Genomic DNA, 20646 nt, shown 5'->3' with positions numbered 1-20646 from the left:
GGCGGAACGCGTTAAGAACGCTTAACCGCCGGCGAGTTCCCGATTGAGGAAGGTCCAGAGACGGAATCGGAGCGCGTGGCGCCCCGATCGCATCGAGCCTGGTCTTAAGCCAACGCTCATTCTAGCTTGGGCCGCGCCCCGGCGCTTGCAAGGGGCCACGGCGGCCGACGACAGGTCCCGCATTCATGCGGACCGGGCCCTAAAACGCGAACGGCGCCCGAGGGCGCCGTAGCGGTCGTCGCCAGCGCGCCCCGAGGCGCGCTGGCGTCTTGGGCCATCAGCCCCTGAGCGGCGACTGCTGGTTCAAGAACTTGACCGGGTTCACGACCCGACCGTTCTCCCAGACCTCGAAGTGCACGTGGGCGCCGGTGGAGCGGCCGGTGGAGCCGGCCTTGGCCACTTCCTGGCCCGCGCGCACCAGCTCGCCGACCTTCAGCAGCAGGCGCGAGTTGTGCGCGTAGCGGGTCACGTAGCCGTTGCCGTGGTCGACCTCGACCACGTTGCCGTAGCCCGAACGCACGCCGGAATAGCTGACCACGCCGTCGGCCACGGCCAGCACCGGATCGCCGACGTCGGCTTCGAAGTCGATGCCCTTGTGGAAGGCGCTACCGCCGTTGAAGGGATCGGCGCGACCGCCGAAGCCCGACGTGATATAGCTGTTGGCGATCGGCGCGCGCGACGGTACGGCGTTCATGTCGAGCTGGCGATTGAACAGCAGCGACTCCAGCACCGACAGCTGCTCGCCGGAGGCCTTGAACTGGCCGTCCAGCTTGGCCATACCCACCGATAACTCGGCCTTGGGCATGTCCCGGACCGGGCCGGCGCCACCTTGGCCGACCGGCTTGTTGAAGTCGAACTCGCCGTCCTGCAGCTGACCGATACGGGTCAGGCGCTCGCCGAGCGCGTTGAGGCGATTGGCCTCGGCCTGCAGCTCGCCCATGCGGGCGGCCAGGGCGTTGATCTCGCGCTGGGCGTCGCGGCGGGTGGCGTCGATCTGGGCCTGCTGGTCGCGCACCTGGGCGCGCAGCATGGCGTTGTCGGCGATGCCGGCGCCGGCACCCAGCGCCACACCGGTGCCCAGCAGCAGGGCTACCGCGACCGCGGGGCGACGTCCGCCGAAGTGGCCTACGTGCTGGAAGAACGATCCCAGCTGCGCCCGCGATTTGTTTACGATGGTTTGATAGGTCATTTGTTCTATGTCTGATTCCAAGTCCAAACCACCAACGCGCCCCCCCTCGACCCCTCGCGACGCGCTGGAAGCGCTGCTCGCGGAGCCGGCGGGGAACCCGATCCGTCGAGCGCTCTGGCTGGACGGTCTGGACCGACGGTTACGCCCCCTCTTGCCGCCTTCGCTGGCCGCGCACGCGCGACTGGCTAACTTCGAGAACGGCAAGCTCGTATTTGTCGTCGATGCTCCGGTGTGGCGGGCCAAGCTGCGGCTCGCGGCTCCGGAACTACTCGACGCGGCCCGTTCCGTCGGGCTGGATGCAGCTGAACTGATCGTCAAAACGACAGCACCGGCGGCTGCGCCTGTGCAACCGGCCAGGAAAGCCTTACCCATGTCGGCGTACGCGCAAAAAGCGTTGGCGGACGCCCTGGCATCGCTCAAAGAACCCGATCCATCGGGTTCGGATGACGCCGCCTGACCACCGTTCGACGGCTGGCACGGTCTGTGCCGCCGCCGGCTATGAGGCCGGGTCGGGGCATGCTAACGGCCTAAACCCTTGAATTTGTTAAGAGCGCACTAAAGAAACGGAAAAAATCCGTTAAAATTTAGTTAAAGCGTCACCGGACGTTCACGTCTGTGATCCGTCGCACGTTGGGGTCATGCTTTGTGCGCCCTCTGTTCCCGGGCTGTGCCGGGTCGGGCGCGAGGCTCAGGCCGTGACCGGCTCGCCGTAGGCCACCGGCGGCGCGTCGACGTCGGTGTAGGTGACTTCTTCCCAGGCCGAACGCTCGGCCAGCAGGGCGCGCACCAGCTGATTGTTGAGCGCGTGGCCGGACTTGTAGCCCTCGTAGGCGCCGATGATCGGGTGCCCGGCCAGGTACAGGTCGCCGACCGCGTCGAGGATCTTGTGGCGCACGAATTCGTCGGCGTAGCGCAGGCCGTCGTCGTTGAGCACGCGGAACTCGTCCAGCACGATCGCGTTGTCCATCGAGCCACCCAGGCCGAGGTTGCGCTCGCGCATGTACTCCAGATCGCGCATGAAGCCGAAGGTGCGGGCGCGGCTGACCTCGCGGATGTAGTTCTCGGTGGAGAACTCCACTTCCGCGCGCGACTGCGAGGCCGGGATCGCCGGATGGTCGAACACCACCGTGAAGCCCAGGCGGAAGCCGTCGTAGGGTTCGAAGCGCGCGACCTTGTCGCCGTGGCGGACCTCGACCGGGCGCTTGATGCGGATGAAGCGCTTGGGCGCCTCCTGCTCGGCGATGCCCGCCGACTGCAGCAGGAACACGAAGGGGCCGGCCGAGCCGTCCATGATCGGCACTTCGGCCGCGGACAGTTCGATGAAGATGTTGTCGATGCCCAGGCCGGCCAGGGCCGACAACAGGTGTTCGACGGTCATGACCTTGCCGGCGCCCTGGGTCAGGCCGGTGCACAGCACGGTCTCGGTGACCAGTTGGGCGGCCGCGGGGATCTCCACCACCGGATCCAGGTCGACGCGCCGGAACACGATGCCGCTATCCACCGGGGCCGGGCGCAGGGTGAGAAAGACCTTCTCGCCGCTGTGCAGGCCCACGCCGGTGGCGCGGATCACGTTCTTGAGAGTGCGCTGACGCAACATGGTTCGGAGAGGATCTGCCTGGGCTGCTGGGGAACGGCGGCCGGTCGTGGATTCTGGTCTTGCGGCCGACTCCATCACTATCGGGACGGGGTCGAAACCGCGCAAGGGTAGCACGCAGGACCCTGAACCTGAACGGAAAGGACGCAGTGTCCCACCCGAGTTCCTATACCGGAGCCTCGCACGGAGAAACCGACCGGTCGACCCGCCTAGGGACGGGTCGACCGGTCCAAACGCCGTGCGCCGAAGCGTGCGGCGGAGTGTTGCCCCCCGGGCCAGGGGACGAGTCCGGCCCGAGGGCGGTACTGCAGGAGTGAGCTGAGAGATGTGAGTAGTGAGCGAAAGCTGCGCTTACTCGCTCCTCACGCCTCTGCGCTCACTACTCGTTCCTCAGTCCGCCTGCCGGCGCAGGAACGCCGGGATGTCCAGGTAGCTGCTGTCGTTGCCGAAGTCGGCCACGGCCGGGGCCGAGGTCTCGACCGGACGCGAGCCGCCGCGCAGGCTGCCGCCGAAGCTGGGCATCGGCGAGGACGGCATTTCGTCCATGGCCGAGAACTCCGGCTGGCCGGTGGTCGCATTGCGCACCAGCTGGATCGGGGCACGCTGCGATTCGCGCTCGTAGCCCTGGCCGCGCACCGACTGCTTGGCGGCGACGCGGTTGAGGCCGGTGGCGACCACGGTGACCTTGACCTCGTCCTGCATGTCCGGATCGAGCACGGTGCCGATGACCACGGTCGCATCCTCGGAGGCGAAGCCCTCGATGGTGCGGCCGACCTCGTCGAACTCGGCCATGGTGAAGTCCGGACCGGCGGTGATGTTGACCAGGATGCCGTTGGCGCCGGACAGGTTGACGTCGTCCAGCAGCGGGTTCTGGATCGCCGATTCGGCCGCGGCCTGGGCGCGATCGTCGCCGCGCGCCGAGCCGGTGCCCATCATCGCCAGGCCCATCTCGCTCATCACCGTGCGCACGTCGGCGAAGTCGACGTTGATCAGGCCCGGACGCACGATCAGGTCGGCGATGCCCTGCACGGCGCCCAGCAGCACGTCGTTGGCAGCGCGGAAGGCCTGGATCATGGTGGCGTTGCGGCCGAGCACGGTGATCAGCTTCTCGTTCGGGATCGTGATCAGCGAGTCGCAGTGGTGCGACAGCTCCTCGATGCCCTTGAGCGCGACCTGCATGCGGCGGCGGCCTTCGAACGGGAACGGCTTGGTGACCACGGCGACGGTCAGGATGCCCATCTCCTTGGCCAGCTGCGCCACCACCGGCGCGGCGCCGGTGCCGGTGCCGCCGCCCATGCCGGCGGTGATGAAGACCATGTCGGCGCCGGTCAGCGCGTCCATGATGCGTTCGCGATCCTCCAGCGCGGCCTGACGGCCGACCTCCGGATTGGCGCCCGCGCCCAGGCCCTTGGTGACGTTGCTGCCAAGCTGCAGCTGCAGCTTGGCGCCGCAGTTCTTGATCGCCTGGGCGTCGGTGTTGGCGGTGATGAATTCCACGCCGTCGACGTTGCCGCTGACCATGTGCGCCACGGCGTTGCCGCCGCCGCCGCCCACGCCGACGACCTTGATGACCGCGTTCGGGGCCATTTTTTCAACCAATTCGAAATGTGCCATGTCCTCGTCCTCTTATAAGTGCCGGGATTGGGGATTGGGGATTGGGGATTCGCAGAAGCGGGCCCCTCGCCTTTCGTCCTCACCACCGACGTTTTTGGTGCACTGCCGTTTTTGGAACGTGTTGCAAATCCTTCGCTCGCCGTCTTCTCGCCCGCCGCTCTAACCAATTCCGAATCTCGAATCCCGAATCCCGGCCGTCAAAACTCGCCGCGGTACCAGTTCTTGATCTTGTTGAAGAAGCTGCCGGCGCGACCGGTCGGAATCACCGAGCTGCGCCGCGGGTGTTCGATCTGGCTGCCCATCAGCAACAGGCCGACGCCGGTGGCGTGGACCGGGTTGCCGACCACCTCGCCCAAGCCGGTCACGTGCTGCGGAATGCCCACACGCACCGGCATCTGCAGCATTTCCTCGGCCAGTTCGACCACGCCTTCCATCTTCGCGGCGCCGCCGGTCAGGACCATGCCCGCGCGCACGTGCTGTTCGAAACCCGAACGGCGCAGCTCGGCCTGGATCATTTCGAAGATCTCCTCGTAGCGCGCCTGCACCGCCTGCGCCAGCGAGTGACGCGGCATGCGCCGCGGCGGACGGTCGCCGACGCTGGGCACCTGGATCGATTCCTCGGCGGTCGCCATCTGCGCCAGCGCGCAGGCGTAGCGGACCTTGATCTGCTCGGCCTCGGGCGTGGGCGTGCGCAGCATGTGGGCGATGTCCTCGGTGACCTTGTCGCCGGCGATCGCCAGGCTCGCGCTGTGCGCGATCGCGCCCTGCACGAACACCGCGATGTCGGTGGTGCCCGCGCCGATGTCGACCAGGACCACGCCCAGTTCGCGCTCGTCGCTGGTCAGCACCGCGGTGCTGGACGCGAGCACGCTCAGCACCAGATCGTCGACCTGCAGACCGCAGCGCTGCACGCACTTGCTGATGTTGGCCGCGGCCGACTGCGCGCACACCACCAGGTGGGCGTGCACTTCCAGGCGCACGCCGCTCATGCCGACCGGGTTGCGGATGCCTTCCTGCGAATCGTCGAGCACGTAGTCGCGCGGGATCGCGTGCAGGATCTTCTGGTCGGCCGGGATCGCGACCGCCTTGGCCGCCTCCAGCACGCGGTCGAGATCGCCGTAGGTGACCTCGCCATCGCGGATCGGGGCGATGCCCTGCGAATTGCGGCACTGCACGTGGTTGCCGGAAATGGAGGCGTAGACCGAGCGGATCTCGCAGCCGGCCATCAGTTCGGCTTCCTCGATCGCGCGCTGGATCGACTGCACCGTCGACTCGATATCGACCACCACGCCGCGCTTGAGCCCGCGCGATTCGTGCGATCCGATGCCGATGACCTCGATCGGGTTGCCGGGCGAGTACTCGCCCACCAGCGCGACCACTTTCGAGGTGCCGATGTCGAGGCCGACGATCAGCGATTTGTCGCCTTTGCGATTCATGACTTTTCCTGCTGCTGTTGCGTTGCGGCCGAAGGCGCCGTGACCGGCGCCCACGACAGCGCGAAACCATTGGTGTAGCGAAGGTCGGCGCGGGCCAGGATCTGCACCCGTTGCGCCAGCAAGCGCGGCATCAGCCGCACGAAGCGCGATAGCCGCGCGCGCGCCTGCTCGCGTCCGACCACGACTTCGGTACCGCCCGGAGCGGCGCCGTTGACCAGGCCGAGGGTGCAACTGCCGCGCTGGTCGATCTCGACCCGCTGCACCTCCATTCCGATCGGCGCGAACATCGCGCGCGACTCGTTGTACAAAGCCACCACCTCGGCCACCCGCGCTTCCGGCCCGGCGAACTGCGGCAGGCCCTTGGGCACCTGGATGCCCTTGGACGGGAACAGCCGGCCCTGCTCGGACAGCAGGCGGTCGTCGCCCCAGCGCGCGAACGGCCGGTGCTCGGCCACGCTCACTTCCAGCACGTCCGGCCAGCGCTTGCGCACCTCGGCATGCTCGACCCACGGCAGCTTGGCCACCGCGGCCTGCGCCGAGGCCAGATCGACCGCGAAGAAGCCGCGCTGCGCGTAAGGCAACAGCGTGCGCCGCAACAGCGCCTCGTCGACGCGATCGAACTGCCCGGTCACGCGCAGCTTGCGCAAGGGCCATTGGCCCGCGCCGATCCAGCCGTTGAGCACGGCGACCACCGGCAGCGCGACCAGCGCCAGCGCGAGCAGCCAACCGATCAGGCGCAGCATGGCGTTCACGCCGTGGCACCTCCTTGCACCGTCGCCTCGAGCACGCGCCAGCACAGCTCGTCGTACTCGATCCCGAGCTGACGCGCCGCCTTGGGCACCAGCGAATGGCTGGTCATGCCCGGCGCGGTGTTGACCTCGATCAGATACAGCTGGCCGCTGACGCGGTCGCGCATCACGTCGACCCGGCCCCAGCCCTTGCAGCCGGCGGCGACGAAGGCGCGCATCGCGATGCGGCGGATTTCGTCCTCGACCTCGCCTTCCAGGCCCGGACACAGGTATTGGGTGTCGTCGGCGATGTACTTGGCGTGGTAGTCGTACCAGGGGCCCTTGGGCACGATCCGGATCGACGGCAGCGCGGTGTAGCCGTCGCCATCGATCAGCACCGCGACGGTGAGCTCGTCGCCGATCACCATCTGCTCCATCAGCATCTCGCCGGGGTAGCGCGCGGCCAGGGCCACGGCCTCGTCGATGTCGGCATCGGCCAGCACCCGCGAGACGCCCACGCTGGAGCCTTCGCTGGACGGTTTGATGATCACCGGCAGGCCGATCTCGCGCGCCGCCGCATGCACGTCCTCGCCCTTGGCGATGCGCTTGTAGCGCGGGGTCGGCAGGCCTTCGGCCATCCACACCTGCTTGGTGCGGATCTTGTCCATCGCCAGCGCCGAGCCGAGCACGTCCGAGCCGGTGTAAGGCACGCCCAGCGCTTCCAGCACGCCCTGCAGCACGCCGTCTTCGCCGCCGCCCTTGTTGCCGTGCAGGATGTTGAAGACCCTATCGACACGCTTGGTGGGGTCGACGCGGCCGGCCTGGATCGCCTCGATCAGCGCGGGGATGCCGTCGATCGCGAACGCGTCGACGCCGCGCGAGCGCAGCGCATCGAGCACGCCGCGGCCGGAATCCAGCGACACCTCGCGCTCGGCGCTGGTGCCGCCCATGAGCACGGCGACCCGTCCGAACACGGCCGGATCGGTGACGCGGAGCGGTGCGAACTGCGAACTCACTTGGATTCTCCCTGAAAACCTTGGCTGGCGATCTGCTGGGCGGCGTGGCCGATGTCGCCGGCCCCCATCATCAGCAGCAGGTCGCCGTCGTTGAGGACGTCGGGCAGCACCGCGGCCAGCTCGGCCGCGCCGCCGACCACGACCGGATCGATGCGGCCGCGCGCGCGGATCGCGCGCGCCAGCGACTTGGCGTCGGCGCCGGCGATCGGCGCTTCGCCGGCCGGATAGATCTCGGTCAGCACCAGCGCGTCGACGCTGGACAGCACCGCGGCGAATTCGTCGAACAGATCGCGGGTGCGGCTGTAGCGGTGCGGCTGGAACGCCACCACCAGGCGCTTGTCCGGCCAGCCGCCGCGCGCGGCGGCGAACACGGCCTCCAATTCCTTGGGGTGATGGCCGTAGTCGTCGACCAGCTGCACGTTCGCGCCCTTGGCGGTGCGCAGTTGCGCGAGCAGGTTGAAGCGACGGCCGATGCCGGCGAAGTTCTGCAGCGCGCGCGCGATCGCATCGGGCTGCACGCCCAACTGCCAGCCCACCGCGGCCGCGGCCAGCGCGTTCTGCACGTTGTGACGGCCCGGCAGCGCCAGGGTCACCGCGGTGCGGGTGGCGTCCGGCAGGCACAGGGTGAAGCGCATGTTCGGGCCGTGCTGCTCGACGTCCTCGGCGCGCACGTCGGCGGCCTCGTCGAAGCCGTAGGTCATGACGTGGCGCGGGGTTTCCGCGGCCAGCGCGGCGACTTTGGGGTCGTCGATGCACAACACCGCCAGGCCGTAGAACGGCAGGCGATGCAGGAATTCCTCGAACGCGGCCAGGACCTTGGCGAAATCGCCGCCGTAGTTCTCCAGGTGATCGGCGTCGATATTGGTGACGATCGCGATCTGCGGATTCAGGCGCAGGAAGCTGCCGTCGCTCTCGTCGGCTTCGGCCACCAGCCACTGGCCGCCGCCCAGGCGCGCGTTGGCGCCGGCGGCGAGCAGCTGGCCGCCGATCACGAACGTGGGATCGATGCCGCCCTCGCCCAGCACGCTGGCGGCCAGCGAGGTGGTGGTGGTCTTGCCGTGGGTGCCGGCGACCGCGATGCCGCGGCGGAAGCGCATCAGTTCGGCCAGCATCTCCGCGCGCGGCACGATCGGAATGCGCTGCGCGCGCGCTTCCATCAGCTCCGGGTTGTCGCGCTTGATCGCGCTGGACACCACCACGCAGTCGCTGCCCAGCACGTTGGCGGCGGCGTGGCCGCGATGCACGGCGATGCCCAACGAAGCCAGGCGACGGGTCACCGCGTTGTCGGCCATGTCCGAGCCGGACACCTGATAGCCCAGCGTGCACATGACCTCGGCGATGCCGCTCATGCCGGTGCCGCCGATGCCGACGAAATGCACGCGCGGGAAGGCCTTGGCGAGATCGCCCGTGTGCTGCAGCCGGCGGCGCAGGGCCGTACTCATGCCGGCTTCCTCATGTTCGATTGCTCCAGGACGATGTCCGCGACGCGTTCGGCCGCGTCGGGTTTGGCCAGCGCGCGCGCGGCCAGCGCCATCTGCAACAGGCCCTCGCGCTCGCCGAGAATTTCGATCGTGGCCGAGATGCGTTCGGCCAGGTCGGTGCTTTGCGGCAGCAGTTGGGCCGCACCGCGGTCGACCAGGAACTGCGCGTTCTTGGTCTGGTGGTCGTCGACCGCCTGCGGGAACGGCACCAGCACGCTGCCCACGCCGGCCGCGCACAGCTCGGCCAGGGTCAGCGCGCCGGAGCGGCAGATCACCAGGTCGGCCCAGGCGTAGGCCGCGGCCATGTCGGCGATGAAGGGCTCGACCGACGCGGCCACGCCGGCCTCGGCATAGGCGCGCACCGCGTCCTCGCGCAGCTTCTCGCCGCACTGGTGGCGCACTTCATAGCTCAGGCGCCCGCGCAGGCCGGCGATCGCCTTGGGCACCGCGGCATTAAGCGCGCGCGCGCCCTGGCTGCCGCCCAGCACCAGCAAACGCAGCGGACCGCTGCGGCCGGCATAGCGTTCGGCCGGCGGCGCCAGCGCGGCGATCTCGGCGCGCACCGGGTTGCCGACGACCTCTTCCTTGCCGTTGGCGAAGGTGTCCGGAAAGCCGGTCAGCACCTGCCGCGCGAATTTGGCGAGCACGCGATTGGTCAGGCCCGGCGCGCGGTTCTGCTCGTGCACGATCAGCGGAATGCCGGCCAGGCGCGCGGCGATGCCGCCCGGCCCGGCCGCGTAACCGCCGAAGCTGATCACCGCGCGCGGTTGGCGCTGGCGCAGCACCTGCGCGGCCGCGCGCACCGCGCCCACGACCTTGAACGGCGCCGCCAGCAGCGCGGCCACGCCCTTGCCGCGGATGCCGCGCACCGCGATGGTGTCGATCGCGATGCCGTGCTGCGGCACCAGACGCGTTTCCATGCCGCCGTCGGCGCCCAGCCACAGCACCGGAGTGCCGCGCGCGATCAACGCGCGCGCGACCGCCAGGCCCGGGAAGATATGCCCACCAGTGCCGCCGGCGAGGATCATCACCGGATGCAGGTCGGAATCGGTGACGGCCTTGCTCAGGCTCATGCCGTCCTCCCCAGGCTGGGCTCGATGCGCTGGCGCAGGCGGCTGGTGCCGCGCACCGGATCGGCGGCGACGCCGGCCGGCAACGGATTCGCGGTCGCCGGCACGCCGGCCGAGGGCTGGGTAGCCTCGGTGCGCAGGCGCGCGACCTGGCGCTGGGCGCGGTCGAGTTCGTAGGACACGCGCAACAGCACGCCCAAGGCCGCGCAGGTCATGATCACGCTGGAACCGCCGGAGGAGATCATCGGCAGGGTCAGGCCCTTGGTCGGCAACAGGCCCAGATTCACGCCGATCGAAACGAAACTCTGCAGACCGATCCACAAGGCGATGCCGAAGGCGACGTAGCCGGAGAAGTGACGGCGCATTTCCACGCACTTCAGACCGATCCACAACGCGCGCCCGGTCAGCAAGGCATACATGCCGACGACCGTGCACACGCCGGCGAAACCGAACTCCTCTGCGATCACCGCCAGGATGAAGTCGGTGTGCGCCTCGGGCAGGTAGGACAGCTTCTGCACCGACGCGCCCAGACCCACGCCCAGCCACTCGCCGCGGCCGACCGCCATCAAGGCGTTGGTGAGCTGGTAGCCGGTCTTGAACGGGTCCGACCACGGATCGAGGAACGAGGTCAGTCGGCTCACGCGGTAGGGTTCGGCGATCGCGACGATCGCCAGCACCGGCAGGCCGATCAGGACCGGGCCGAACATGCGCGGCATGTTCACGCCGCCCAGCACCAGCATGCCGGCGGTGATCGCCAGGATCAGCGAGGAGGAGCCGAAGTCGGGCTGCAGCAGCAGCAGCGCCACCAGCACCACCGCCACGCCGATCGGCTTCAGCATCGCCATCCAGGTCGCCGAGATGTCTTCGCTGAAGCGCTTGAGGTAGCTGGCCAGCCACAGGATGTAGAGCAGCTTGACCGCTTCCACCGCCTGAAAATTCGACACGCCCAGATTCAGCCAGCGACGCGCGCCGTTGACGCTCTTGCCGATGCCGGGCACGAACACCGCCAGCAGCAGCACCAGACACACCAGCAGCAGCACCTGGTTGTACTGCTCCAGGGTCTTGAGCTCGGTGCGCATCAGCCACACCGCCGCGACCAGGCCCACGGCCAGGAAGATCGCGTGCTTGACCAGGAAGTAGAACGGTCCGACGTCGAGCCCGTCGGCGATGCCGATCGAGGCCGAGCCGACCATGACCAGACCGGCGCAGGCCAGCGCGCACGACACCGCCAACAGCCACGGATCGTAACGTCCGTGGATGGCGTCCAGTCGTGTTGCCTGGCGTGCGGCGGTGTCGTTCATCAGCGCACCTTCAAGGTCGCCAGGCCGACGAGGACCAGCACCACCGAGATGATCCAGAAGCGCACGATCACGCGTGGCTCGGGCCAGCCCTTCAGCTCGAAGTGGTGGTGGATCGGCGCCATCCGGAACACGCGCTTGCCGGTGAGCTTGAACGAGGCGACCTGGATCATCACCGACAGGGTTTCGATCACGAACACGCCGCCCATGACCACCAGCACCAGTTCCTGGCGCACGATCACCGCGACCGTCCCCAGCACCGCGCCCAGCGCCAGCGCGCCGATGTCGCCCATGAACACCATCGCCGGATAGGTGTTGAACCACAAAAAGCCCAATCCCGCGCCGGCGATGGCCGCGCAGATGATCACCAGCTCGCCCGCCCCCGGCACCTGCGGAATCTGCAGATAGTTGGAGAACACCGCATTGCCCGACGCGTAGGCGAACACGCCCAGCGCGCAGGCCACCAGCACGGTCGGCATGATCGCCAGGCCGTCCAGGCCGTCGGTCAGGTTGACCGCGTTGGAGAAACCGACGATCCAGAAATAGGCGATCGCGATGAAGGTCACGCCCACCAGCGGCAGCGCGATCGACTTCAGCATCGGGATATAGAAGGTGGTCGCGGCCGGGGCGTCGGCGGTGTAGTACAGGAAGATGCCCGCGGCCAGGCCGAAGATCGACTGCAGCAGATACTTCCAGCGCGACTTCAACCCGTTCGGATCGCGGTGCACGATCTTGATCCAGTCGTCGTACCAGCCGATCGCGCCGAACGCCAGCATCACCGCCAGTACCAGCCAGACGTAGCGGTTGCGCAGGTCGCCCCACAGCAGCACCGAGGCCAGCACGGTCATGATGATCAGCGCGCCGCCCATGGTCGGCGTACCGGCCTTGGAGAAATGCGTCTGCGGGCCGTCCTTGCGGATCGGCTGGCCGCCCTTGTACTGGGCGAGCTTGCGGATCACCGCCGGGCCCCACCACAGCGACAGTCCGAGCGCGGTCAGCGCGCTGAGGATGCCGCGGAAGGTCAGATAGCCGAACAGGCCGAACAGGCTCTGCAGTTGTTCCAGCCAGCGCGTCAGTTCAAGCAGCATGCGTCGGTTCCTCCCCATTCGGCGACGCGTCGCTGGCCAGCAGCGCTGTCACGATTCGATCCATCGCGCTACCGCGCGAACCTTTCACCAGCGCGCGCACACCCTCGCGCAGCTCCGCCGCGAGCGCCTGTGCCAGCGCCTCGTGGCTGTCGTAATGCGTGGCGCCCTCGCCGAACGCGCGCGCCGCTTCGGCGCTGAGCGCGCCCAGCGCGAACAGGCGCTTGAGCCCGGCGCCCTTGGCGCGACGGCCGGCCTCGGCGTGCATCGCCGCGCCGTCCGGCCCGAGTTCGCGCATGTCGCCCAGCACCAGCCAGCCCTCGCCCGCGCGGCCGTGCGCGGTGGCGTCGGCGAGCGTGTCGATGGCCGCCGCGACCGAGCCCGGATTGGCGTTGTAGCTGTCGTCGATCAGCACCGCGCCATTGCGCAGGCGATGGGTGACCAGACGCCCGGACACCGGACGCGCGGCGTTGAGGCCGGCCGCGATGATGTCCAGCGCCACCCCGGCGCCCAGCGCCAGCGAGGCCGCGGCGAGCGCATTACGCACGTTGTGGCGGCCCGGAATGGCCAGCGCGATCGCGGCCTCGCCCTGCGGCGCGGTCAGCACGAACTGCGAGCCTTCCTCGCCCAGGCGAATGTCGCGCGCGCTCACGTCGGCACTGGCATCCAGGCCGAAGCGGATCAGGCGGCGGCCGTGCGCGCGCTCGGCGAAATACGGCGCGAACGCGTCGTCGGCGTTGATCACCGCCACGCCGTCCGGCGGCAGCGAGTCGTAGACGGCGGCCTTGGTATCGGCGATCGCGAGCAGGCTGCCCATGCGCTCCAGATGCGCGGGCGCGATGTTGTTGACCAGGGCCACGCGCGCGGGCGCGATCGCGGTCAGGTAGGCGATATCGCCTGGCGCGCCGGTGCCCATCTCGTAGACCGCGTACTGCGCGTCTTCGGGCGCGGCCAACACCGCCAGCGGCATGCCGATCTCGTTGTTGCGGTTGCCGGGCGTCGCGTAGGCGCGGCCCGCGCGTTCCAGGATCGCGATGGTCAGGTTCTTGACGCTGGTCTTGCCGCTGCTGCCGGTGATCGCCAGGGTGATCGTGGCGTTGCGCTCGCGCTGCACGGCGGTGGCGAAGGCGGCCAGCGCGCGCTCGGTGTCGGCGACGACCACCTGCGGCAGTGCGCTGTCGATCTGACGCGACACCAGCGCGCCCGCCACACCGGCGGCGGCCGCGGCGGCGACGTGGTCGTGGCCGTCGAAACGCTCGCCCTTGAGCGCGACGAACAGCGCATCGCGCGCCTCGGCCAGGGCGCGGGTGTCGGTGACCACGGACGCGACCGAGGCATCCTCGCCGTGCAGGCAACCGCCGGTCATGCGTGCGATCTCGGACAGGCGCAGCGACTTCATGCTCGCGCCTCCAGCGCCGCGCGCGCGACGTCGGTGTCGTCGAAGGGGTGCTTCACGCCGTCGATTTCCTGATAGGGCTCGTGGCCCTTGCCGGCCACCAGCACGATGTCGTCGGCGCCGGCATCGGCGATCGCGCGGGCGATCGCGGCGGCGCGGTCGCGCAGCACGATCGCGCGTTCGGGATGGGCGAAGCCGGCGACGATGTCGGCGACGATGGCGTCGCCGTTCTCGCCGCGCGGGTTGTCGTCGGTGACCACGACCGTGTCCGCGCGCGCCTCGGCGATCGCGGCCATCTGCGGGCGCTTGCCGCGGTCGCGTTCGCCGCCGCAGCCGAATACGCAGATCAGGCGCGCGCGCGCGTGACCGCGCAGCGAGCTCAGGGCCTGATCCAGCGCGTCGGGCGTGTGCGCGTAGTCGATCACCACCAGCGGGCGGCCGTCGCCGCCGAGGCGGTTCATGCGGCCGTGGATCGGCTGCAGCTGCGACAGCGTCGCGGCGATCTGCGCGGGCGCATCGCCCAGCGCGTACAGCGCGCCCGCGACCGCCAGCAGGTTGTCGACATTGAAACGGCCCAGCAGCGGCGAGGCCACCGCGTGCGCCTGGCCGTCGACCACCAGGTCGAAGCCGATGCCGCGGTTGTCCAGGCTCAGGCGCTCGGCGCGCAGGTCGGCGCCGTCGGCGCCGCGCGAGCTCAGGCCGATCGCACGCACGCTCGCGGACAGTCCCGCGTGCAGCGTGCGCCCGAACTCGTCGTCCAGGTTGATCGCGCCCGCCTTCAGACCCGGCCACGCGAACAGCCGCGCCTTGGCCGCGCCGTAACTGGCCATGTCGCCGTGGTAGTCCAGGTGGTCGCGGGTGAGATTGGTGAACACGCCGACATCGAAATGCACGCCGTCGACGCGACCCTGATCGAGCGCGTGCGAGCTGACTTCCATCGCCACCGCCTGGGCGCCGGCATCGTGCATGTCGGCCAGCAGCTCGTGCAGCTGCAGCACCAGCGGAGTGGTGAAGCCGGTCGGCACGATCTGGCCGTAAAGCCCGGCGCCGAGCGTGCCGATGGTGCCGCAACGCAGGCCGCGCAGATGCCAGGCCTGGGCCAACAACTGCACGGTCGAAGTTTTGCCGTTGGTGCCGGTCACCCCGACCATGCTCATCGCGGCGCTGGCGCGGCCGTGGAATTGGTCGCCCATCTCGCCCAAGCGCGCGCGCAAGCCGGGCACAGCGATGGCGTCGTCGGGCGCCGGCAGGTCTTGCGGCGCGGGCGGCTCGAACAGGATCGCGCTGGCGCCGGCGGCACGCGCCTGGGCGACGAACTTAAGCCCGTGCGCGCCGAAGCCGGCGATCGCGACGAAGGCATCGCCCGCGCGCACCGCGCGGCTGTCCAGTGTGAGCCCGGTGATGCTCAGGCCGGCCGGCACCGCCGCCACGTCCGGCAGCAGTTCGGTCAACGGCATGGCGCGGCGCGCGGCGTTCATCGCCCGGCTCCGAGCGGCGCGACCGCGCCCGCCGCCACCGGCGGCAGATCGGCGGGCAGTTCTTCGATGTTCTCGCTCACGCTGTCGGCGTCGATCGGCAGCACCGGGCCGCTGGGCTTGCCGCCGTTTGCCTTGAGCCGCTTGGCTTCGGCTGCCGACTGCGCCGCCAGCCAGGTGTCGATGTCGTCGGGCGCCACGTCCATCAGGCGCAGGGCGCCGTCCATGACGTTGCGGAACACCGGGCCGGACACCGAGCCGCCGTAATAGCCGCGCATCGACGGATCCGGCTCGCTGATGACCACGGTCATGGCGAAACGCGGACGCTTGACCGGCACCACGCCGGCGAACAGCGAGATGTACTTGTTGGAATAACCGCCGGTGCCGCTGAATTTGCGCGCGGTGCCGGTCTTGCCGGCGACGTGGTAGCCCAGGATCGCCGCGGCCTTGGCGGTGCCGCCGGGCTCGGTCACGGTCTGCATCATGCGCATGACCTCAGCCGAGACCTTCGGGTCCATCGCCTGCTGCGGCTCGTTGCGCTGGCCGCGCACGAAGGTCGGCGCGATCAGCTTGCCGCCGTTGGCCATCGCTGCGTAGGCCATCGCGATCTGTAGAGGCGTCGCCGACAGGCCGTAGCCGTAGGACATGGTCGCCTTGGTGGTGCCGCTCCAGCGGTCCGGAGGCATCAGCACGCCAGAGGATTCGCCGGGGAAGCCGCTTTCGGGCTTGCGGCCGTAACCGAAGCCCTTCACGAACTGATAGTAGTAGTCGTTCGGCAATGGCAGCGCGAGCTTGGCGGCGCCGACGTTGGAGCTCTTGGTGATCACGCCGGTAACCGTCAGCACGCCGTAGTTGTGCGTGTCGTTGATGCGGTAACGGCCGTTGGGCATCGAGCCCGGGCGGGTATCGACGATGGTGTTGGGGGTGACCCGGCCCGACTGCAGGGCCGCCGCGATGGTGATCGGCTTCATGGTAGAGCCGGGCTCGACCACGTCGGTGACGGCGCGGTTGCGGTGGGTGTCCGGATTGCCGGAACCCAGCAGGTTCGGGTTATAGGTCGGCAGGTTGGCCATCGCCAGCACCTCGCCGGTGTCGACGTCCAGCACCACCGCCGAACCGCTGCTGGCGCCGGTCTCCAGCAGAGCGCGGCGCAGTTCGCGGTAGGTCAGGTACTGGATGCGACGGTCGATGGTCAGGGTCAGGTCGTGACCGGGCTCGGCCGACTTGACCAGATCGACGTTCTCGATGATGCGGCCGGCGCCGTCGCGGATCACGCGCTTGGCACCCGGCTTGCCGCGCAACCAGTCGTCGAAGGCCAGCTCCAGCCCTTCCTGGCCGCGGTCGTCGATATTGGTGAAGCCCAGCACGTGCGCCATCGCTTCGCCCTGCGGGTAGAAGCGACGGAACTCGCGCTGCGAGAACACGCCGGGAATCTTGCGCGCGAGGATGCGGTGGGCCTCGTCCGGATTGATCCGGCGCTTGAGGTACAGGAACTCCTTGCCCGAGCGTTGGCTGAGCTTGCGGGTCAGGTAATCGGTGGGCACGCCCAGCGCCGCCGCCAGCTCCGGCAGGCGCGCCGGGTTCTTCAACAGTTCCTTGGGATTGCCCCAGATCGACTCGACCGGCGTCGACACCGCCAGCGGCTCGCCGTTGCGGTCGGTGATCATGCCGCGCGAGGTCGGGATCGGAATCTCGCGCAGCGCGCGCGCGTCGCCCTGCTGGCGGTAGAAATCGTTGCCGATCACCTGCAGATAGAACGCGCGCCCGACCAGCGCCAGCGCGCACAGACCCAGAGTGCCGCCGACGATCAGCAGGCGATTGCGCAGGTCGAAGCGCGCGCGCCCGCGCGGCTTGCCCGCGCCGCGATCCGAAGGGCCGCGCGAATACGGGCCTTGGCGCTTGCCGCGCTCGCCCAGCAGGCGGTCCAGCGGGCCGCTGCGGTGGTCGTCGCGCCGGCCGCTCATGGCTTGATCACCACGGTTTCGACGCCTTCCGGGAACTTCATGCCCAGGCGATCGCGCGCGACCTGATCGATGCGATTGCTCTCGGCCCAGGTCGCCTGCTCCAGCTGCAGGCGGCCGAATTCGATGTTGAGCTCGTCGCGCTCGCGGTCGAGCTTGTTGATCTGGACGAAGTACTGGCGGTGCTGATGGCGCGCGTAGACCACGGCCAGGGCCGAGGCCACGTTGGCCACCACCAGCACGGTCACGAGCAGGCGCATCACTGGGCGACTCCCGCCGGTGGCGCCGGGAGTCGGGAATCGGGAATCGGGAATCGGACAAGCAAGGCCCCGGGCACATCGTCAGCGGCTTGGGCTTTCGCCGTGCCGATTCCCGATTCCCGATTCCCGATTTCCCGCTCTCCCAGCTTCTCGGCCACGCGCAGCACCGCGCTGCGCGCGCGCGGGTTGTCGGCGGTTTCTTCGTCCAGCGCCTTCTGGGCGCCGCCAACCGCCAGCAGGGTCGGCGTGAACGCGATCTCGATCGGCATGCGCCGGTTGGCCGGCGGGGCCTTGCTGTGGCGCAGGATGAACTGCTTGACGATGCGGTCCTCCAGCGAATGGAAGCTGATCACCGCCAGGCGGCCGCCGGGCTTGAGCCGCGCCAACGCGCCGTCCAACCCGGTCTCCAGATCGGCCAGCTCGCGATTGATGTGGATGCGGATGGCCTGGAAGCTACGCGTGGCCGGATGGATCTTGTCGCCGCCGCGCGGCACCACCGAGGCGATCAGGTCGGCCAGCTGGGCGGTGCGGGTCAGCGGCTGCTCGCCGCGACGGGCGACGATCGCGCGCGCGATGCGCCGGCTCTGGCGCTCTTCGCCGTAGGTCCACAGCACATCGGCGATCTCGCGATCGTCCGCGCGCGCCAGCCACTGGGCCGCGCTCTCACCGCTGTCGGGGTCCATGCGCATGTCCAGCGGACCGTCCTTGCCGAAGCTGAAACCGCGCTCGGCCACGTCCAACTGCGGCGAGGACACGCCCAGGTCCAGCAGCACGCCGTCCAGACCGGACTCGGCCGCATCCCAATGCGCGAGCTGGGCGAAGCTGCCGCGGAAGATCGCCACGCGCGGATCGGCGCCGAACTCGCGTTCGGCGACGGCGATCGCTTCGGGATCCTTGTCCATCAGCAGCAGCCGGCCTCCGGCGCCGAGTTGATCGAGTACGCCGCGCGCATGACCGCCACGGCCGAACGTGCCATCCAGGTACGTCCCACTCCCGTCGATGCGCAAGCCGTCCAGGACCTGCCGATACATCACGGGGAGGTGGCCGGACCGCGCACCCGGGCGCTCCATGCCACCGCCCGTCACAGCTGCAGGTCGAGCAGCTCGTCGCTCAGATCGTCGTCGGTAATGGTCTGACGGATCTGGGCGTGATGCGCCTGCTCGCTCCACAACTCGAATTTGTCGCCCATGCCCAGCAGCACGGCCTTCTTCTCTATGCCCACGGCGGCGCGATGGCTGGCCGGCACGGTGATGCGGCCGTTGCCGTCGAGCTCGACAAAGGAGGCCGCGCCGACCAGCTTGAGCTGGATGTTGCGGTTGACCTTCTTGGCCTTGGGCAGGGCGTTGACCTGGTCGCGCACGCGCTCCCAGATCGCCAGCGGATAGAGATAGAGGCTGCCGGCCTCGAACGGGTTGTAGGTGATGACCAGACGGTTGCCGCAATCGCGCGCGACAAGGTCCCGGTAAGCGGTGGGCACCGCTAGCCGGCCCTTGTCGTCGATCGTGATGGCGGTTTCGCCCTGGAACATTGCCCACCTTGTGCGGCGCCCCTCTCTACCGGATGGGTCGCCTGGTTAGGTCCGCCTCGCGACGGATCACCTGCGTACTGGCCGCCAACCGGCGGCCAAGGCCTCCGAAAAAACCACAAAAAACCCGGTTTTCCCTCGGATGCCCACCTTAGCACTGCGCACAAGGTTGTCAACAACTTTTGAGACGGAATTTCGCTAGGCGCATCAATGGCTTGCGGCAATCTTCAGAGTTTTATTCAAGACTTATCCACTAACCTTTGTTTCGTCTCATATTTTGAGATTCTGGCGATTAGTTTGACCGCCGTCGCAATCTGCGGCCGCCCGGCAGCCAGCCTGCTGCGCCGCAACACTCAAATTGGGACGATGAGCCGGGCGATCCGGGGCCGACCTGCCAACGCCAGCGCGCCGCGCCAGAATCCTGAATAGGGGCACGCGGCCACGCCCGCGACAATCTCGGGGCGCGCTACTAAGCTCACGGCGCTGTCGGCGCAGGTGCTGGGGATCGCTACATGAAATGGATGCTGCTTCTGATCGTCTTATGCGCGAGCCTCGGCGTCGGTCACGCCCGCCCACCGAAGCCCGCGCCGGCCGAGGCCGCGAAGCGCTACTTCACCCTGGAGCAGGACGTCGTCGCCCAGGACTACTTCACCGACAAAGGGCAGCCGTCCAACATCACGCTGGGCGCATGCACCTACCGCGTCGCGCACCGGGATTCGTCCGGCGATTATTTCATCGGCCCCGAGGGTTGCTTCCGGCTGGTCAACTTCCTCGGCGACGGACAAGTCATCCAGACGCAGGGCGGCGTGTGGGTGCCCAACAATCCGAACAAGAAGCCGCGACTGTTCCGGTACGTGGGTGCGCCGGGCAACGCCGACAGGCGCGCCGTTGGCCCGATCATCTACGCAATGATGTCGCTGGAGGCCGGGAGGATTAAGAAGGAACCCGGAACCCTCAAGGACTCGGCCATCGCGCAGTTGCACGTCCGCGAGGACGAATAAGGCAAGCGCAGCTCATTGCCGCCTACGGCGTCGCGGCTCGATAGCAAGGGGCTGTTCTGGGACAACCAGGCCTTCATGAAGCAGATCGGTTTGGCGAAGTAATCCGCATGCCGATTTTTCGCTGCGCATGCGCGAAACAAAGAGCGCGCGAAACGAGAATTTCGGCGCGAACCCGATGCCCCGCGTGCCCTCACCCCAACCCTCTCCCGTAAACGGGAGAGGGAGCAAAATCGCAAGCCATAAAACGTACAAATGCCCCCGCCATCGCCACAACGTGGAGAGCCCCCTTAGTATGGGGGCGCGGCGACAGCCGCGGGGATTGGAGGCACATAGCGGGGCCCGAACTTGCGCAGCAAGTTTGGGATTTCGTGCGCAGCACGAAATGCTCCCCCCATAGTAAGGGGGCGCCGCGAAGCGGCAGGGATCGGAAGCACATAGCGGGGCCCGAGCTTGCGCAGCAAGTTTGGGATTTCGTGCGCAGCACGAAATACATCGCGGCTCACGCCGCTCCCACAGG

General features: G+C 68.6%; 18 protein-coding genes. 2 read left to right on the top strand and 16 right to left on the bottom strand.

Annotation, left to right across the window (positions count from 1 at the left end; all coding sequences use genetic code 11):
- Positions 1 to 277 precede the first annotated feature (277 nt).
- A complete protein-coding gene (locus ASE43_RS11285) occupies positions 278 to 1189 on the bottom strand; it encodes a M23 family metallopeptidase (protein WP_056179193.1) in 912 nt (303 codons plus the stop codon).
- Between the two features lie 7 nt (positions 1190 to 1196).
- On the opposite strand from ASE43_RS11285, the gene ASE43_RS21280 reads away from it, so the two are divergent.
- Complete coding sequence (locus tag ASE43_RS21280; RefSeq protein ID WP_082576486.1) at positions 1197 to 1646, top strand: DUF721 domain-containing protein; 450 nt, start codon at positions 1197 to 1199, stop codon at positions 1644 to 1646.
- A gap of 231 nt (positions 1647 to 1877) precedes the next feature.
- Here the strand turns inward: ASE43_RS21280 and lpxC are convergent, their stop codons facing one another.
- From lpxC to mraZ, 15 genes are all read right to left on the bottom strand, one after another.
- Complete coding sequence (gene lpxC / locus ASE43_RS11280; RefSeq protein WP_056179191.1) at positions 1878 to 2786, bottom strand: UDP-3-O-acyl-N-acetylglucosamine deacetylase; 909 nt, start codon at positions 2784 to 2786, stop codon at positions 1878 to 1880.
- Positions 2787 to 3173: 387 nt separating this feature from the next.
- A complete protein-coding gene (gene ftsZ / locus ASE43_RS11275) occupies positions 3174 to 4397 on the bottom strand; it encodes a cell division protein FtsZ (protein WP_056179188.1) in 1224 nt (407 codons plus the stop codon).
- Between the two features lie 197 nt (positions 4398 to 4594).
- Entirely contained in the window at positions 4595 to 5833 is a 1239-nt protein-coding gene (ftsA, locus tag ASE43_RS11270) for a cell division protein FtsA (protein ID WP_056179184.1), read from the bottom strand.
- Positions 5830 to 6585: a cell division protein FtsQ/DivIB gene (locus tag ASE43_RS11265; RefSeq protein WP_056179181.1), complete on the bottom strand. Its 756-nt coding sequence runs from the start codon at positions 6583 to 6585 to the stop codon at positions 5830 to 5832. Before ASE43_RS11265 ends, ftsA begins: the two co-directional genes overlap by 4 nt.
- A complete protein-coding gene (locus ASE43_RS11260) occupies positions 6582 to 7577 on the bottom strand; it encodes a D-alanine--D-alanine ligase (protein ID WP_057160507.1) in 996 nt (331 codons plus the stop codon). The genes ASE43_RS11265 and ASE43_RS11260 overlap by 4 nt, the downstream gene beginning before the upstream one ends.
- A complete protein-coding gene (murC, locus tag ASE43_RS11255) occupies positions 7574 to 9007 on the bottom strand; it encodes a UDP-N-acetylmuramate--L-alanine ligase (protein WP_056179962.1) in 1434 nt (477 codons plus the stop codon). The genes ASE43_RS11260 and murC overlap by 4 nt, the downstream gene beginning before the upstream one ends.
- Before the next feature lie 8 nt (positions 9008 to 9015).
- A complete protein-coding gene (gene murG, locus ASE43_RS11250; protein ID WP_057160506.1) occupies positions 9016 to 10131 on the bottom strand; it encodes an undecaprenyldiphospho-muramoylpentapeptide beta-N-acetylglucosaminyltransferase in 1116 nt (371 codons plus the stop codon).
- A complete protein-coding gene (gene ftsW, locus ASE43_RS11245) occupies positions 10128 to 11429 on the bottom strand; it encodes a putative lipid II flippase FtsW (RefSeq protein WP_056179173.1) in 1302 nt (433 codons plus the stop codon). Before ftsW ends, murG begins: the two co-directional genes overlap by 4 nt.
- A complete protein-coding gene (gene mraY, locus ASE43_RS11240; RefSeq protein ID WP_056179171.1) occupies positions 11429 to 12514 on the bottom strand; it encodes a phospho-N-acetylmuramoyl-pentapeptide-transferase in 1086 nt (361 codons plus the stop codon). Before mraY ends, ftsW begins: the two co-directional genes overlap by 1 nt.
- A complete protein-coding gene (murF, locus tag ASE43_RS11235) occupies positions 12504 to 13910 on the bottom strand; it encodes a UDP-N-acetylmuramoyl-tripeptide--D-alanyl-D-alanine ligase (RefSeq protein ID WP_057160504.1) in 1407 nt (468 codons plus the stop codon). The genes mraY and murF overlap by 11 nt, the downstream gene beginning before the upstream one ends.
- The gene (locus ASE43_RS11230; protein ID WP_057160664.1) at positions 13907 to 15364 is read right to left on the bottom strand and encodes a UDP-N-acetylmuramoyl-L-alanyl-D-glutamate--2,6-diaminopimelate ligase; all 1458 of its coding nucleotides are present in this window, start codon (positions 15362 to 15364) and stop codon (positions 13907 to 13909) included. The genes murF and ASE43_RS11230 overlap by 4 nt, the downstream gene beginning before the upstream one ends.
- A gap of 17 nt (positions 15365 to 15381) precedes the next feature.
- Positions 15382 to 17346, bottom strand: a complete 1965-nt coding sequence (locus ASE43_RS11225) for a penicillin-binding transpeptidase domain-containing protein (protein ID WP_082576485.1) — start codon at positions 17344 to 17346, stop codon at positions 15382 to 15384.
- Complete coding sequence (gene ftsL / locus ASE43_RS11220) at positions 17343 to 17606, bottom strand: cell division protein FtsL (protein ID WP_056179165.1); 264 nt, start codon at positions 17604 to 17606, stop codon at positions 17343 to 17345. The genes ASE43_RS11225 and ftsL overlap by 4 nt, the downstream gene beginning before the upstream one ends.
- Positions 17603 to 18673: a 16S rRNA (cytosine(1402)-N(4))-methyltransferase RsmH gene (rsmH, locus tag ASE43_RS11215; RefSeq protein ID WP_056179162.1), complete on the bottom strand. Its 1071-nt coding sequence runs from the start codon at positions 18671 to 18673 to the stop codon at positions 17603 to 17605. Before rsmH ends, ftsL begins: the two co-directional genes overlap by 4 nt.
- Before the next feature lie 11 nt (positions 18674 to 18684).
- Positions 18685 to 19131, bottom strand: a complete 447-nt coding sequence (gene mraZ, locus ASE43_RS11210) for a division/cell wall cluster transcriptional repressor MraZ (RefSeq protein WP_057160503.1) — start codon at positions 19129 to 19131, stop codon at positions 18685 to 18687.
- 509 nt (positions 19132 to 19640) lie between these two features.
- On the opposite strand from mraZ, the gene ASE43_RS11205 reads away from it, so the two are divergent.
- Positions 19641 to 20129: a hypothetical protein gene (locus tag ASE43_RS11205; protein ID WP_057160501.1), complete on the top strand. Its 489-nt coding sequence runs from the start codon at positions 19641 to 19643 to the stop codon at positions 20127 to 20129.
- Positions 20130 to 20646: the final 517 nt, after the last annotated feature.

Source organism: Lysobacter sp. Root983, from assembly GCF_001429345.1.
Classification (GTDB): Bacteria; Pseudomonadota; Gammaproteobacteria; order Xanthomonadales; family Xanthomonadaceae; genus Lysobacter.
Note: the sequence above shows the minus strand (reverse complement) of the source record. Positions and strands in the feature narration are given on the sequence as shown.

Coding starts and splice junctions, on each gene's coding strand:
- ASE43_RS11285 (WP_056179193.1), bottom strand. CDS start 1,189: ATGACCTATCAAACCATCGTAAACAAATCGCGGGCGCAGCTGGGATCG.
- ASE43_RS21280 (WP_082576486.1), top strand. CDS start 1,197: ATGTCTGATTCCAAGTCCAAACCACCAACGCGCCCCCCCTCGACCCCT.
- lpxC (WP_056179191.1), bottom strand. CDS start 2,786: ATGTTGCGTCAGCGCACTCTCAAGAACGTGATCCGCGCCACCGGCGTG.
- ftsZ (WP_056179188.1), bottom strand. CDS start 4,397: ATGGCACATTTCGAATTGGTTGAAAAAATGGCCCCGAACGCGGTCATC.
- ftsA (WP_056179184.1), bottom strand. CDS start 5,833: ATGAATCGCAAAGGCGACAAATCGCTGATCGTCGGCCTCGACATCGGC.
- murG (WP_057160506.1), bottom strand. CDS start 10,131: ATGAGCCTGAGCAAGGCCGTCACCGATTCCGACCTGCATCCGGTGATG.
- ftsW (WP_056179173.1), bottom strand. CDS start 11,429: ATGAACGACACCGCCGCACGCCAGGCAACACGACTGGACGCCATCCAC.
- mraY (WP_056179171.1), bottom strand. CDS start 12,514: ATGCTGCTTGAACTGACGCGCTGGCTGGAACAACTGCAGAGCCTGTTC.
- murF (WP_057160504.1), bottom strand. CDS start 13,910: ATGAAGTCGCTGCGCCTGTCCGAGATCGCACGCATGACCGGCGGTTGC.
- ASE43_RS11230 (WP_057160664.1), bottom strand. CDS start 15,364: ATGCCGTTGACCGAACTGCTGCCGGACGTGGCGGCGGTGCCGGCCGGC.
- ASE43_RS11225 (WP_082576485.1), bottom strand. CDS start 17,346: ATGAGCGGCCGGCGCGACGACCACCGCAGCGGCCCGCTGGACCGCCTG.
- rsmH (WP_056179162.1), bottom strand. CDS start 18,673: ATGGAGCGCCCGGGTGCGCGGTCCGGCCACCTCCCCGTGATGTATCGG.
- mraZ (WP_057160503.1), bottom strand. CDS start 19,131: ATGTTCCAGGGCGAAACCGCCATCACGATCGACGACAAGGGCCGGCTA.
- ASE43_RS11205 (WP_057160501.1), top strand. CDS start 19,641: ATGAAATGGATGCTGCTTCTGATCGTCTTATGCGCGAGCCTCGGCGTC.